This is a genomic window from Streptomyces sp. NPDC004134 (assembly GCF_042874195.1).
Classification (GTDB): Bacteria; Actinomycetota; Actinomycetes; order Streptomycetales; family Streptomycetaceae; genus Streptomyces.
The window spans coordinates 1-14,358 of sequence record NZ_JBIAMS010000037.1 but is presented as its reverse complement, the minus strand read 5'-3'; the positions used below and the strand labels follow the sequence as shown (position 1 = coordinate 14,358).

Genomic DNA, 14,358 nt, shown 5'->3' with positions numbered 1-14,358 from the left:
CCCGACCCGCAGGCTCCGCTCCCGGGGGACGTGCCTCTACGTCTGCCATAGCTCGACCGCCTGACCGTTCATGTGGATTTCTGACTGAGAATTCCTGTGATTGTGGATCCGTGCCCGAGCATAGTCAAGAGGGCGTCGCGGGCATTGTCCGTGCGTGAGCCCGGACGCTCGGTCCGGCGTCGGCGTGGCGCAGCCGTAGGATGCAGTCACAGCTCCACAAAAACGGTCACGTATCCAAGGGGTGAGTCGTGCTCGCTGCCGAGCGACACCGCAAGATCGTCGCCGAGATCTCCCGGCTCAAGTTCGTCACCACCGAGGACCTGACCACCCTGCTCGGCGTCTCCCAGGAGACGATCCGCCGGGATCTCGCCCTCCTCGAACGGCGCGGCGAGCTCACCCGGGTCCACGGCGGCGCCACCAGCCGCCAGGAACCGGTCGGGGAGGAGGCGTCCTTCGCGGAACGCAGCGGCATCCTCGCCGAGGAGAAGGCCGCGATCGGCAAGGCCGCGGCAGCTCTGATCAAGCCCCACCAGACCGTGGTCATCGATGTCGGAACCACCGCCCTGGAGGTGGCGCGCGCCCTGCCCGCCGACCACGCCGGTGTCATCGCCACCCCCTCCCTGCTCGTGGCCGCGGAGGTCAGCACCCGGCCCGGGGTCGAGGTGCTGGTCAGCGGCGGGCGGGTGCGCGCGGGCGACCTGGCCTGCGCCAACGTCCGGGCCGTGGAGTTCTTCAGCGACCTGCGCGCCGACACCGCCTTCATCGGCTCCGGGGGAGTCGCCGAGTACGGCCTGACCGACTTCCACCTCGACGAGGTGGCCACCAAGCGCGTCATGCTCGCCAATGCCGCGCACCGCTACGTGCTCGCGGACTCCAGCAAGCTCGGTCGCACGGCCGTGCACCGCGTCTGCGAGCTGCACGGGTTCGACACCCTGATCACGGACAAGCCGTGCCCGCCCGAGCTGAACACGGCCCTCAGCCTGGCCGGTGCCCACGTCATCGTGGCCAGGCGCGCGCGCCGCTGAAGCCGGCGACGGTGCCGGCCGGAAGCAGCGGCGGCCGCCAGTCCACCCGCGCATGCCCCACGCCGAACTCCACGACTGCCGCCGCCACCGCCGTCGTACGCCGGTGGTGTGCCTCCGTCGGGGTGAGCTGAACGCGCGCCTCCGCGGACTTTCCGGCTCCGTGGGCTAGGCAGGCGGTGCGAATTCCCTTTGGCAGGTCGATTCACTTCATCGCGAGAGGCGGCCCTTGAGGAACACCACGGTGGACAGCGGAAGCCACAGGGCAAGGGCCGGCGTAGCGGGCATCGGCGTCAGGTGAAGCGTGGCCGACCGCAAGCTCCACCGCCGCCCACCGGCCCGCCGGCCGGGATATCCGGCAGCGGCGGGTGCCTTCGCGGTGGGCATGCTCGGCACGACGCTGCCGACCCCGCTGTACGGGCTCTACCGGCAGCAGATCGGATTCTCCGAGCTGATCGTCACGGTGGTTTTCGCCGTCTACGCGGTGGGCGTCATCGTTGCCCTGCTGGTGGCCGGCGACTTCTCCGACATCCTGGGCCGGCGGCCGATCCTGCTGTGTGCCGCGGCCCTGGCCGGGGGGAGCGCCCTGTTCTTCGTGTTCGAGCAGGGGCTGCCCGAACTCTTCGTCGGCCGGGTCCTTTCCGGCTTCTCCGCGGGCCTGTTCAGCGGCACCGCCACCGCGGCCGTCCTGGACCTGGCGCCGCCGGGGCGCCGCGCCCGCGCCGCCTTCGCGGCGACCGCCGCCAACATGGGCGGACTCGGCCTCGGGCCCCTCCTCTCCGGCCTCCTGGCCCAGTACGCGCCCTGGCCGCTGAAGCTGCCGTACCTCGTGCACCTGTCGCTCCTGGCGGTCGCCGCCGCGGTCATCTGGATGCTTCCCGAGACGGTGCACCGCCGCCGTCCCCGGCCCTCCCTGCGGCCCCAGGGCATGACGATCCCTCCCGGCGTCCGCGGGGTCTTCGTGCCCTCCGCGCTGGCGGCCTTCGCCGGTTTCTCCATGCTGGGGGTGTTCACCGCGGTCGCCGCGGACTTCATGGCGACGGTCCTGGGCGTGCAGAACCTCGCGGTCGTCGGCGCCGTCGTCTTCTCCGTCTTCTGTGCCTCGACCGCAGGCCAGTTGCTCATGGGCCGCGTCGGCCCGGTCAAGGCGCTGCCCCTGGGGTGTGTGGTGCTGGTCCTGGGCCTCCTGCTCCTCGGGGTCTCGCTGCTGGTGGAGTCGTTGCCGATCCTCGTGGCCGGCGCGGTCACCGGCGGCGTGGGACAGGGCCTGTCCTTCCGCGCGGGCCTCACGCTGATCGGCTCGGCGGCGCCGGAGCTCCAGCGGAGCGCGACCCTCTCGGCCTTCTTCGTCTTCGCCTACGTGGGGATCTCGCTGCCGGTGGTCGGGGTCGGCGCCCTGACGGTCGAACTGGGCGTGCGTGACGCCGGTTTGGTGTTCGCCTGCTGTGTGATCCTGCTCGTCTCCGCGGTGGCCGGCTATCTGAGGCTGCGACCGCCTGCGGTGCGCTGACCCCGCCGGCCACGGCATCCGGGACGGGTTCTCCGCTGGGGCGCGCGCTGACAGCGCGTTCGTCGGCTCCGGTGGTGCCGCGCCGTACGGCCTGACCGGGTGGTGGAGTCCGGCCACAGGCCGGAGCCGGCAGGTGTGTGCGGCCTCTCCGATGGCGTGGCCGCGGTGCGTGCCTAGCGTGCGAGACCGGGCACCCGGCACAGGGACGGCCTGGCCGGGTGCCCGTCCTACACCCCCCTCACGACGGGAGAACCCCATGGCGGTTCGTGACCGTACCCGTGCTCGCCCCCGGGCGGTGCTGTTCGCGCTGCTCGCCCTGGTCGCCGGGATGTTCGCGGCGCCGGCGAGCGCCTCGGCTGCCGCCCTCACGCCGGTCACCGGCTTCGGCTCCAACCCCGGCAACCTCGCCATGTACGCCTACGTGCCCGACGGCCTGTCCGCCGGCGCGCCGCTGGTGCTCGCGCTGCACGGGTGCACGCAGAGTGCGAGCGACTACCACGGCCATTCCGGCTGGGCCGAGTTGGCCGACGCACACGGCTTCGCCGTGGTCTACCCGCAGACCACGAGCGTCAACAACGCCAACTCCTGCTTCAACTGGTTCCAGTCGGGAGACACCGCACGCGGCCAGGGCGAGGCGCTGTCCGTGAAGCAGATGGCCGATCACGCCACCGCGCTGTACGGCACGGACCCCGACCGCGTCTACGTCACCGGCCTGTCCGCCGGCGGCGCGATGACCGCGGGGCTGCTGGCTGCGTACCCCGATGTCTTCGCGGGCGGCTCCATCGCCGCGGGCATCCCGGCCGGCTGTGCGCGCAGCCTCGTCGACGCGTACACGTGCATGTACGTCCCGCCCGGCAAGACCCCGCAGCAGTGGGGCGACTTGGCGCGCGCCGCCTCCGGCGGCTGGAGCGGGCCGTGGCCGCGGGTGGCGATCTGGCACGGCACCGGCGACACCACGGTGGTGCCGGCGAACGCGGCCGAGTCGCGCGACCAGTGGACGGACGTATGGGGTACGGGCCAGACGCCGGCGGAGACGACGACGCTGCCCGGCGGCACGACGCGGGCCGCGTACGAGGACGCATCCGGCCGCTCCGTGGTGGAGACGTACGCGATCTCCGGCATGGCCCACGGCCTGCCCGTCGACCCGGGCACGGCCGCCGGGCAGTGCGGGGCCACGGGCACGTACTACCCGGACCGCATCTGCTCCAGCTACTACACGGCGCAGTTCTGGGGCCTGATCTGACACCGGCTCAGCAGCGGGCCCGGTCCTCGGCCGGGCCCGGTGCTGCGTTCCCTGGCGGGGTGTGTCCGGCGCCGTACGGCCCAACCTGACCGCGCCCCGCCGGACTTGGCGTCGGCCGGGCCGTCTACGGTGTCGGGTCAGAACTCGCGGCTGCCGGCCGGTCCGTGTCTGTACGTACATCCAAGTCGCCGGCGGCCGGACGGATATCGTGTCAAGGTCACGACACCGGACGCGAGTTTGTACACGGGCGCGGAATGAGGGGCATCACGTGGGGGACGACACGGCGGCTGACGGGCCCGGGCGGCTGATCGCGGGGCGGTACCGCTTGCTGGAGCGGATCGGCCGCGGTGGCATGGGTACCGTCTGGCACGCCGAGGACGAGGTGCTCGGCCGGCACGTCGCGCTCAAGAAGCTGCACCTGCCGCCGCACCTGAAGGACGCCGAACGCGCCACCCTCTTCGAGCGCACGAGGCGGGAGGCGCGCAGCGCCGCCCGGATCACGCATCCCAACGTCGTGGTGGTGCACGACGTGGTGGACGACGCGGGACTGCCCTGCATCGTCATGGAGTACGTGCCGGCGCCCGCGCTCGACGAGGTGCTGAAGAAGGACGGCCCACTGGCGACCGCCGAGGCGGTCAGAATCGGCATCGGCGTGATCGCGGCGCTGCGGGCCGCGCACGCGGCCGGCGTCTTCCACCGCGATGTGAAGCCCGGCAATGTCCTGCTCGGAGCCGACGGGCGGGTCGTCCTGACGGACTTCGGGATCGCGGTAGTCGCGGACACCTCCACCCTCACGCGCACCGGTGAGCTGGTCGGTTCCGTCGACTTCTGCGCCCCGGAACGCCTCAAGGGCGCGGACCCGGCGCCCGCCTCCGACCTCTGGGCCCTGGGCGCGACCCTCTACCAAGCGGTGCAGGGGCGGCCGCCGTTCCGCCGGGCCACGCCGCTCGAAACCGCGTACGCGATAGCCGTCGACCCACTCGAACAGCCGGCCGGCGGCCAGGCGCTGGCCCCCCTGATCGCGGAGCTGCTCGCCAAGGATCCGGAGGCCCGGCCCTCGGCCCCGGAGGTGGAGCGGCGACTGCGGTACCTGGCGGACGCCGGCTCCGTCGCGGACGCACGCCCCACCGTGCCCGAGCTTCCGGCCACGGCGCCCCCGGTGCCACCACCGCCGGCGTACGGAACGGAAGCCGCCACGGTCCGGCACGGACGCGGACGAGGACGGCGTACCGGCGTCTGGGCAACGGCGATGGCCGTCACGGTGCCGGCGGTGCTCGCCGGTGTCTACTTCGCGCTGCCCGACGACGGCAAGGACTCCGGCAACGCCACCCCCGAGAAGAAGCACTCCCCGACCGCCGCCCCCAAGCCCAAGCCCAAGCCGGATCCGGCCCCCGCGCCCGTCCCGGAGGGCTACCAACTGGTGCGGGAAGAGGAGTTCGACATCTCCTTCCCCGTACCCGACGGCTGGACCCGCCAGGACCTGGAGGAGGAAGGCGAGGGCATCGCGTACATCGACCCGACCGGAATGGCCGGCCTGCGCGTCGTCGCCCTCGACTACGCCAGCAGCGACCCTCTGCAGCACTTCAAGGACAACGAGACCAAGTCCATCGAGGAGGGAAAGCTCCCCGGCTACCGCCAACTGCGGATGCAGAGCACGACCTACCGCGGCATGCCGGCCGCGATCTGGGAGTTCACCTGGCAGGGCCGCGCCCGCGAATGGCGCGCCCGGGACCTGGGGTTCGGACGCCCCGGCGAGAAGGAGTACGCGATCTACCTCTCCACGCCCAGCGCGGACTGGGATCTCCACGAGCCGGTGTTCGAGAACGTGAGCGACGGCATCCGCCTGGAGACCGACGCAACCGGAGCGCGTTGACCTGACACCCGCGCGACCATGTGCCACCGGGGCCATCGTCGCGGACCGCACACACGACGCCCGCCGGGATCTTGCCCAGTGATTCTGCCGACGAGGGCGCCCCATTCCCGCGGTACGGCGATACGTCGAGGCATCTCGGCCAGACCCGCGCGAACCTCCTCCCACGTCGCTCGCCACGTGCTCCCCTGTCGCTTGCTGACGGGCACCGGGTGGGCCGCCAGGCCGTGACCGGGTCCGGCGCATACCGCCCGGGGGAGACCGACTTGCGTCCGTGGCGGGGGTATTGACGCCGATCCCACGCTGGTATACCAAAGTGGAGTACCAATTCGGTATACCAGATCGATACGGTGCCTGCCCTACCGGGTCGGGCCACCCCGACGGCCTGTGTACGCCGCGCGCGGCCCGCCCGTGCCCGGCCAGTCGCGCGGAGAAGATCGCCTCCGCTGCCCCTTCTCCCTCTTCTCCCTCCTGCCTCTCCCGGGAGGCCCCGCATGACTACCGACCTTCTCGTCAGCACTACTGACGGCGTTCATGTGCCCGGCCCGCCGGGCGGCGGAGGTCGCCGATGCTGACCATCGAAGACCTCCACGTGGGCTACGGCGGCGCCGGCCACGCCCTTGCCGGACTGTCGCTGCAGGTCAGCCCCGGTGAGGTGGTGGCGGTACTGGGCTCCAACGGTGCGGGCAAGACGACGCTGCTGCGGACGATCTCCCGTACTCTGCCCCGCGGCGGCCACGCCCGCGGCCGCGTCGAGTTCGACGGTGCGCCGCTGCCGGGCAAGACGGAGGACGTGATGCGCTCCGGCGTCGTGCACGTACCCGAGGGCCGGCGCATCTTCCCGCTCACCGTCGCCGAGAACCTGCGGATCGGCGCCTTCGGCTCCCCCAAGCCGCTCCGGAGGCAGCAGCGGAAGCTCGTGCTGGACCTCTTCCCCGAACTGGCAGCCCGGATGGGCCAGCCGGGCTCCACCCTTTCCGGCGGTGAGCAGCAGATGCTCGCCATCGGACGGGGACTGATGTCCCGTCCGCGGCTGCTGATGCTGGATGAACCGACCCTGGGTCTGGCGCCGTTGGTCATCGAGCGCATCGGCCGGGACCTGGAGAAGATCGCCGGACAGGGCATCGCGGTCCTGCTGGTGGAGCAGAATCTCGCGCTGGTCAAGACCGCCACCTCCGGTCTTGTGCTGGAGACCGGCCGCGTGGTCGCCTCCGGCCCGGCGGAGGAACTGGCGCGCGACGACCTGGCCGCCCGCTACCTCGGTGCCACCGCAGGGAACCGCCCGGACGGCACGAGGAGGGTGCGTACGGCCGGCCGGACGCCTCCCGGCTCCCGGCCCCCGGCTCCGCGACCTGCTCCCGCTGCCGCCGCCGCGGAAGCCCCCGCACAGAAGGCCGAGTCGCTGGTGAAGGCCGAGGCGCTCACCGTGCGCTTCGGGGGAGTGACGGCGCTGCGCAAGGTGGATCTGGATGTGGGCCGGGGCACCGTGCACGCGATCATCGGCCCCAACGGGGCGGGAAAGACCACGCTGCTGAACGTCCTCAGCGGCATCCTCGCCCCGGACGAGGGAACGGTACGGGTCGGCGGCCGCGTGCTGCCGCACCGCCGACCGTATGCGGCGGCCGGGCTGGGCGTGGCCCGGGCCTTTCAGAACCTGGCCCTGTACGGGGACCAGTCGGTCGAGGACAACCTCCTGCTGGGCCGGCACCACCTGATGCGGGGCGGGCCGCTGGCCTTCGCCGCCGCGGCGGTGCGTACCCGCGCGGCGCGGGCCGAGGAGCGGGCGCACCGCCGCAGAGTGCGGGAGCTGGCCGGGCAGTTGGGCATCGCGGCGCTGCTGGACCAGGACGTCGGGGAGTTGTCCTACGGCGACCGCAAGCGCGTGGAAGTCGCGCGGGCGGTGTGCATGGAGCGGCCGGTGCTGCTGCTGGACGAGCCGCTGGCCGGGATGAACAGGGAGGAAAAGCTCCGGGTTGCGGCCACGATCCGGCACTGCCACAGGGAGCTGGGCTCCACCGTGGTCCTGGTCGACCACGACATGCACGTCGTGATGGATCTGGCCCAGACGGTCACCGTGCTGGATTTCGGCGTCCGGATCGCCCACGGCACACCGGAGCAGGTCAGCGCCGACCCGGCGGTCATCGCCGCCTACCTCGGCACCGGCGAAGAAACCGGGCGGCCCGGCGGGTGCGACGCGCCCCGGCAGCGCCGCAGGCAGGGCGTGCAGGGACGGTCCGGCGTGGACGGGGAGGAGTGAGTGTGGATACGTTCCTCACGCACCTGACCGGTGGCCTGGCCCTCGGTGCGATCTACGCGCTGCTCGCACTGGGGCTCGTCGTGGTGTTCAAGGCCACCGGGGTGCTGAACTTCGCGCATCCCGGGATGGTCATGGCTGCCGGGGTGGTCACCTGGCAAGTCACCGACCTGCACGCCCCGTTCGCCCTGTCCGTGCTGGCGGGCGTCTGCGCGGCGGCCGCCATCGGCGTGGTCCTGGAGTTCCTCACCTCCCGCGCGGTGGCGGCGCAGGCAGTGGTCACCGCGTCCATCGTCACCCTGGGCGCGGGCATCATGCTGCAGGCCGAGATCAACCGGCGGCTGGGCTCACGGGTGCTCGACCTCGAAGACCCCTGGGGCTCGGGTGTGCTGGACATCGGCGGCCTCAGCGTGGCGGAGAGCCGCGCGGTCGCGATCACCGTCACCCTGGTCGTGGTGGCGGCCCTGTTCACCTGGCTGCGGTTGTCCTCCTGGGGCATCGCGGCCCGGGCCGCGACCGAGGACCGCGAGACGGCCCAACTGATGGCCATCCCGCTGCGGCGGATCACGCTGGCGGCCTGGGCACTGGCCGGGCTGCTGGCCGCCCTCGCGGTGCTGTTCCTGACCGCCTTCCCGTCGCCGGGGCTGGATTCCACCACCGCCACGGTCGCGCTGCGCGCTCTGCCCGCCGCGATCATCGGGGGCCTCGATTCCCTGGAAGGCGCCGTCCTCGGGGGATTCCTGGTCGGGACCTGCGAGGTGCTCGCCCAGGGCTACCAGAGCCGGATCGACTTCCTCGGCCAGGGCTTCTACTCCGTCGTGCCGTACCTGCTGATGATGGCCCTTCTCCTGGCCCGGCCGGCGGGGCTGTTCGGCAGCCGGGAGGTGGCCCGTGTCTGACGACCGCCCTGCGGGCAGCGGCAGGACCACGAAGACCGCGACGACCGGTCCGGACACCGGCACCGGCCGGCCGGAGACCGGCGAGGCGAAGACCAGGGGGCAAGAGCCCGGGAGGCAGGGGACCGGGGGGCCGGGGACGGGGCTGCGGCGGCCGGGGCGGCGGTCTGCTGCCGCGCGGGGGGCGGCCGCGGCCGGTGCCCTGGTGGTCGCCGCAGCCCTCCCGTTCTACCTGGACCATTTCTGGCTGCACCTCGGCCTGCTGGTCGCCGCTTCCGTGGTCGGCGCGCTCGGCCTGGATCTGCTGGTCGGTCACACCGGGCAGATCTCCCTGGCCCACCCGTTCTTCATCGCGATCGGCGGCTACGGGTACACCGCGCTCGCCTCCGACGGCACCGGCGAACTGGCCGGCGCCGGCTGGCCCACCGGGCTCGCCGCGCTCGGCGCCATCGTCCTGGCCGGGGTCGCCGGCGGCTGCTACGCACCGATCTCCGCGCGCGTGCGGGGCATCTACCTGGCCGTCGCCTCCCTCGGCCTGGTCGTCCTCGGCCAGCACCTGCTGCTCAACCTCACCGACCTGACCGGCGGTTACGACGGCCGCGACGCCCCGCCCCTGAACCTCTTCGGGCTGGCCTTCGACGACGGCGGCGGCGACCTCCTGGGTGTGCCGTTCGGCCGCGTCGAGAGGCTGTGGTACGTCGCGCTGGCGGCGGCGGTCGCCGCGTACGCGCTGTACGCCTCGCTGCGCAACACCCGGCCCGGCCGCGCACTCGCGGCCATCCGCGGCGGGGAGACCGCGGCCGCCGCCATGGGCGTCCACGTGCCCCGCTACAAGGCCGCGGCCTTCGCCATCGCCGCCGCCTACGCGGGCGCCGCCGGGGTCCTGCTCGCGCTCACCCTCCAGCGCCTGGTGCCCGGTTCGTACGAGGTGGAACTGGCCTTCTCCTACATGGCCATGATCGTCATCGGCGGCCTCGGCTCGCCCCTCGGCGCGGTCCTGGGCGCCGCGTTCGTGACCTCCCTGCCGATTCTGCTGCGCCACTACAGCGATCAACTGCCGCTGCTGGCCGCCGAAGGCTCCGGCGGCCTGAGCGCCGGGGTGGCCGCACAGATCCTCTACGGCGCCGCCGTGGTGGCCGTACTCCTCTTCGCCCGGGGCGGCCTGGCCGGAGCCTGCCGTGCCGCGGTGCGCCCGCGCCGCCGCCCCACCGCCACGAAGGAAGGAATCCGATGAACCGTTCTTTCCCCGCCGCCGTGGCCGTCTCCACCGCCGTGTCGCTGGTCCTGCTTGGCTGCTCGCCGAAGGCGTCGCAGTCCGCCGCGGCACCGGGCGTGGCCGGCGACACCATCAGCCTCGGCGTGCTGACCGACCTCTCCGGCGCGTTCGTCGCCGGCGGTACGGACACGCTGCGCGGCCTGCAACTGCAGTGGGACGAGATCAACGACGAGGGCGGGGTGTGCGGGAGGAAGGTGGAGCTGGCCGTCGAGGACCACGGCTACAACACGGAGACCGCCGTGAGTCAGTACACCGAGATGGAGCCGGACGTCCTGGCCTTCCAGATGCTCCTGGGCTCACCCATGGTCAGCGCGCTCACCCCCAGCATCGGCAAGGACGAAGTCCTCACCGTCCCCTCCAGCTTCGCCGGCAATCTCCTTCGGAGTCCTCTCATCGCGCTCACCGGCACCACCTACCGGCAGGAGATGTCCAACGCCGTCCACTGGCTTCAGGAGACCGGCAAGCTCAAGGGCGGCAAGAAGATCGGCCACATCTACCTCCAGGGCGAGTACGGCGAGGACGCGCTGGCCGGCACCGAGGACGCGGCCGCCGAGCTCGGACTGGGCGAGGTGGCAGCCCAGGTCGTCAAGGCGAGCGACAAGGACCTGACCGCGCAGGTCTCCGCGTTGCGCAGCAGCGGCGCCGACTACGTCATGCTCACCACGGCCCCCACCCAGACCGCCTCGGCGGTCTCGGTCGCCAAGGCGCTCGACTACGACGCCGACTTCATCGGCTCCACCTTCACCTACGTGCCCTCCCTCCTGGACGGCAGCGCGAAGGGCCCCCTGGCCGAGCACTTCTACCAGACCTCGGCACTGGCGCCTCTGTCCAGCGGCCAGGAAGGTCCCGCGCGCATCCTGGAGGCGTTCGAGAAAAAATGGCCGGACCAGATGCCCAACCCGCCCGTCGTCCACGGCGCCGGTGCCGCGGAAGTGATGCACAAGGTCCTCAAGGCCACCTGCGCCGAAGGCGACCTGACCCGCGAGAACGTGGAGAAGACCTACCGCGACCTCGCCGGGGTCGACACCGGCGGACTGCTGCCCGCGCTGGACTTCACCGCCCGCGGCGAACCGCCCACCCACACCTCCTACCTGCTGCGCCCCGACCCCGGGCAGCCCGGCGGGCTGAAACTCCTGACCGAACTGCGCCCCAACCCCGGCACCCGGTGAACACGACCACGTGCATGCGCCCGGCGCGGCCCTCGACCCGGACACCGGGCCACGCACGCTGCACCGGGCGCAGGCCGGGGACGGCGAGGGGCGGCGGCCGTCCGCGGCGCTGCCGAGCTGATCCGCGGGCGGACCGACCGAGGGAGGCCACATGGGCAAGGACCGGCGGCACGCGGCGGCTTCGGACGCCTTGGGGGCCTCGCTGCCCCGTCTGGACGCGGTACCCAAGGTCACCGGCGCCGCCGAGTACGGCGTGGACGTGGCGCCGCCCGGGGTGCTGACCGCACGTGTGCTCACGTCCCCGCTCCCGGCCGCTCGTATCCGCCGGCTGGACACCAGCAGGGCCCGGCGGGTGCCGGGGGTCAGGGCGGTGGTCACCGGCGCCGACTGGCCGCGCCGGCACGGCCCGTTCGTCCGCGACCAGCCCGCGCTCGCCTTCGACCAGGTGCGGCACTACGGGGAGGTGGTGGCCGCGGTCGCCGCCGAGACCGAGGAGGCGGCCGCGGAAGCGGTCGAGCGGATCGAGGCCGAGTACGAGCCGCTGCCGGCCCTCCTCACCCCCGAAGAGGCGCTCGCCGGCGACGCCCGGCTCATCCACCCCGGCTGGCGGCACTACGAGCTGACCGGGGCGCTGGGCATCCGCTTCGACCCGCACGGCAACAGTCCCTTCCGCTTCCGGCTGCGCGCCGGCGATGCCGAGGCCGGGCTGGCCGCCGCCGACGTCGTCGTCGAGGACACCTACACCACGTCCTTCGTGCAGCACGCACACCTGGAACCGCACGCGGTCGTGGCCCGGTTCGACCCGGCCGGGGCGCTGACGGTCTGGCAGGCCACGCCCGGGCCCCACACCCTGCGCGCGATGCTCGCCGAGCTGTGCGACCTCCCGCTGAACAAGGTGACCGTGCGGGTGCCGTACGTGGGCGGCGCCTTCGGCGCGAAGATGTACCTGCGCGCCCTCAACCCCGCCGCCGTGCTGCTGGCCCGTTGCGTACCCGGCCGCCCGGTGCGGCTCGTCTTCACCCGCGCCCAGGAGTTCACCTCGGCGACCGGACGGATGCCGATGCGGATCCGCATGCGCACAGGCGCCCGCCGCGACGGCACGCTGACCGTGCGGGAGGTCGCCATCGTCGGCGAGCAGGGTGCCTACGCCGACGCGGCGCCCCTGATCCTGCGCAACTGCGGCTACGGCTCACCCGGGCCCTACCGGATCCCGCACGTACGCGTCGACGCCCGCCTCGTGTACACCAATCGGCTGCCCGCCGGGGCGATGCGGGGCCTGGGTACGCCGCAGACCTGCTGGGCCGGCGAGCAGCAGATCGACACGCTCGCCGCCGAGCTGGGCATCGGCCCGCTGGAGCTGCGCCGGCACAACCTGCTGCGCGACGGTGACGTGTCGGCGACGGGAGAGGTCATGCGGGACGTAGGCGCCCGGGCATGCCTGGACGCGGTCGCCGCCCGCACCGGGCCCGCCCCCCAGCCCGGCACCGAGCTCGGCCCCGGCCGGCCGCCTCGCGCGGGTCCGGCGGGTGTACGGCGCGCCACCGGGTACGCGCTGGCGTGGAAGTCGGCGCTGGCGCCCGCGGTGTCCTTCGCCACGGTGCGGCTGCTGCACGACGGCAGCGCGGAGGTCGCCTGCGCGGCCGTCGACAACGGACAAGGCGCCCGCACCGCGATGGCGCAGATCGCCGCGGCGGCACTGTCGCTGCCGCCCGGGCGGATCCACCTCGCGGACACCGACACCTCGTCCCCGTCCTTTGACCGCGGCTCGACCGCCTCGCGCACCACCTTCGCGGTGGGCGGTGCGGTGCAGGCGGCCGCCCGGTCCGTCGCGGCCCAGCTCCGGGCCATCGCCGCCACCGAACTCCACGCCACCGAGGCGGAGGTGGTCATGGCCCAGGGCACCGTCGGCGCCCGGGGCCGGCACCTGTCCTACGCCGCGCTGCTCGCCCGGCACTTCCAGGGGCCGGGTGAGTTGCTCGGGCACGGCCGGACGGGGCACGGCACCACCACGCCGATCGATCCGCACACCGGCCGCTCGACCCGGCCGACACCCTTCTGGTCCTACGCCGCGGCCGCGGTCACCACCGGCGTCGACACCGCCACCGGGCGGATCACCTCCGCAGGACTGACCGTGGCGGTCGACGCCGGCAGAGCGGTCAACCCGCTGGCATGCGAGCAGCAGGTCATCGGCGCGGCCCTCCAGGGCTGGGGGATGGCCACCACCGAACACGTCGGCTTCTCCACCGGACGCCCGGACGCCGTGGGGCTGGGGGAGTACTGCATCCCCACCATGACCGGCGCCCCCGGCATCGAGGCCGTGGTGGTGGAGACCCCCACCGCCGACGGCCCGGCCGGCGGTGCCCGCGGGATCGGCGAGATCGGCCTGGTCCCCGTGCCCGCCGCACTCGGCAACGCACTGCACGCCGCCACCGGCACCCGCCACACCGCCCTGCCCCTGCCCGCCGACCTGTTCCCCGAGCGCCCCGCGCCCCCGGCCGGGCAGCCGCCCGCGCGCGCGGCCGGGCCGCTGATCGTCAACGGGCGGGAACCGGCGGAGATCCCGCCGGGAATGTCACTGCTGCGCCTGCTGCGGGAGCGGCTCGCACTGACCGGGACGAAGGCGGGCTGCGACGCCGAGGGCGTATGCGGAACGTGCACCGTACTGCTGGACGGGCATCCGGTCCGCGCCTGCCGCACCCCGGCCGCCCGCACCGCGGGCACGGTCCGCACCGTCGAGGACCTCGCCCGCCCCGGAGAGCTGAGCCGCTTGCAGCAGGCATTCGTCGACCACGGCGCGGTCCAGTGCGGCTACTGCGCCCCGGGAATGCTCATGGCCGCCACCGCACTGCTGGAGCACACCCCCCGCCCCAGCCGGGACCAGGTACGCCGCCACCTGGCGGGCAACCTGTGCCGCTGCGGCGCCTACACCCACATCGTCGACGCGGTCCTCGCCGCCGCCGAGACCCCTTCCCCACCGGCCGCGGAGGGATCCGACGGACGACCCGGCCCGACCCGACAGGACGAGGAGTCTCAATGATGGAGTCAAGCCGTGTGCGTGACCGGCGGGGTGGGGGTGAAGGTCCGTCCGTCACGCAGCAGCGCCCACAACACGCTCGCC

Annotated in this window: 9 protein-coding genes; all 9 read left to right on the top strand. The window is 73.2% G+C overall.

What is annotated here, in order from left to right; translation table 11 throughout:
- The first annotated feature begins 248 nt into the window (after positions 1-248).
- The 9 genes from ACFYVJ_RS32645 (at position 249) to ACFYVJ_RS32605 (ending at position 14,277) form a co-directional block, all read left to right on the top strand.
- Positions 249-1,025 carry a DeoR/GlpR family DNA-binding transcription regulator gene (locus tag ACFYVJ_RS32645; protein ID WP_388899391.1) on the top strand — a complete coding sequence of 259 codons (777 nt, stop codon included), beginning with the start codon at positions 249-251 and terminating at the stop codon, positions 1,023-1,025.
- Positions 1,026-1,401: 376 nt separating this feature from the next.
- Entirely contained in the window at positions 1,402-2,532 is a 1,131-nt protein-coding gene (locus ACFYVJ_RS32640) for an MFS transporter (RefSeq protein WP_388899521.1), read from the top strand.
- Positions 2,533-2,788: 256 nt separating this feature from the next.
- Positions 2,789-3,775, top strand: a complete 987-nt coding sequence (locus ACFYVJ_RS32635) for an alpha/beta hydrolase family esterase (RefSeq protein ID WP_388899388.1) — start codon at positions 2,789-2,791, stop codon at positions 3,773-3,775.
- A gap of 268 nt (positions 3,776-4,043) precedes the next feature.
- Positions 4,044-5,648, top strand: a complete 1,605-nt coding sequence (locus ACFYVJ_RS32630; RefSeq protein ID WP_388899385.1) for a serine/threonine-protein kinase — start codon at positions 4,044-4,046, stop codon at positions 5,646-5,648.
- 565 nt (positions 5,649-6,213) lie between these two features.
- Entirely contained in the window at positions 6,214-7,902 is a 1,689-nt protein-coding gene (locus tag ACFYVJ_RS32625; RefSeq protein ID WP_388899382.1) for an ATP-binding cassette domain-containing protein, read from the top strand.
- Positions 7,903-7,904: 2 nt separating this feature from the next.
- Positions 7,905-8,798 carry a branched-chain amino acid ABC transporter permease gene (locus ACFYVJ_RS32620; protein ID WP_388899378.1) on the top strand — a complete coding sequence of 298 codons (894 nt, stop codon included), beginning with the start codon at positions 7,905-7,907 and terminating at the stop codon, positions 8,796-8,798.
- Positions 8,791-10,029 carry a branched-chain amino acid ABC transporter permease gene (locus tag ACFYVJ_RS32615; protein WP_388899375.1) on the top strand — a complete coding sequence of 413 codons (1,239 nt, stop codon included), beginning with the start codon at positions 8,791-8,793 and terminating at the stop codon, positions 10,027-10,029. The genes ACFYVJ_RS32620 and ACFYVJ_RS32615 overlap by 8 nt, the downstream gene beginning before the upstream one ends.
- Positions 10,026-11,240 carry an ABC transporter substrate-binding protein gene (locus ACFYVJ_RS32610; protein WP_388899372.1) on the top strand — a complete coding sequence of 405 codons (1,215 nt, stop codon included), beginning with the start codon at positions 10,026-10,028 and terminating at the stop codon, positions 11,238-11,240. Before ACFYVJ_RS32615 ends, ACFYVJ_RS32610 begins: the two co-directional genes overlap by 4 nt.
- 151 nt (positions 11,241-11,391) lie before the next feature.
- The gene (locus ACFYVJ_RS32605; RefSeq protein WP_388899369.1) at positions 11,392-14,277 is read left to right on the top strand and encodes a molybdopterin cofactor-binding domain-containing protein; all 2,886 of its coding nucleotides are present in this window, start codon (positions 11,392-11,394) and stop codon (positions 14,275-14,277) included.
- Positions 14,278-14,358 lie beyond the last annotated feature (81 nt).